The sequence below is a fragment of the Pseudomonas putida genome (assembly GCF_028682635.1).
Classification (GTDB): Bacteria; Pseudomonadota; Gammaproteobacteria; order Pseudomonadales; family Pseudomonadaceae; genus Aquipseudomonas; species Aquipseudomonas putida_AE.
Window position 1 is genome coordinate 1 of sequence record NZ_JANHLK010000112.1, and the last position, 354, is coordinate 354.

General features: G+C 62.4%; 1 pseudogene. It reads right to left on the minus strand.

The features are described 5' to 3' along the window. Positions 1 to 354 (minus strand): annotated as a pseudogene (locus NPS56_RS31090) (urocanate hydratase); the annotation flags it as partial.

Sequence of the window (354 nt, forward strand, 5' to 3'; positions counted from 1 at the left end):
GATGCCTTGCTTCTGGAAGTCCAGCATGGCCTGGACATGGACAGCCATCGATTGTTTGGCAGCCTTGATCACCATCGCCGGATCAGTGACAGCGCGATCGCGATACTGCTCCCAGCTCCAGCCGGCTGGCAGGTAGCCGTTGAGCGGGTCGTGGGCGCTGGTCTGGTCGGTAACCATGTCCGGGCGCACACCGCGCTTGACCAGCTCCGGCAGGATTTCCGCGGCGTTGCCCAGCAGTGCGATGGAGATCGCCTTGCCTTCTTTGGTGTATTTGGCGATGCGGGCCAGCGCGTCGTCGAGGTCTTTGGCCTGTTCATCGACGTAGCGGCTGCTCAGGCGGAAGTCGATACGGCT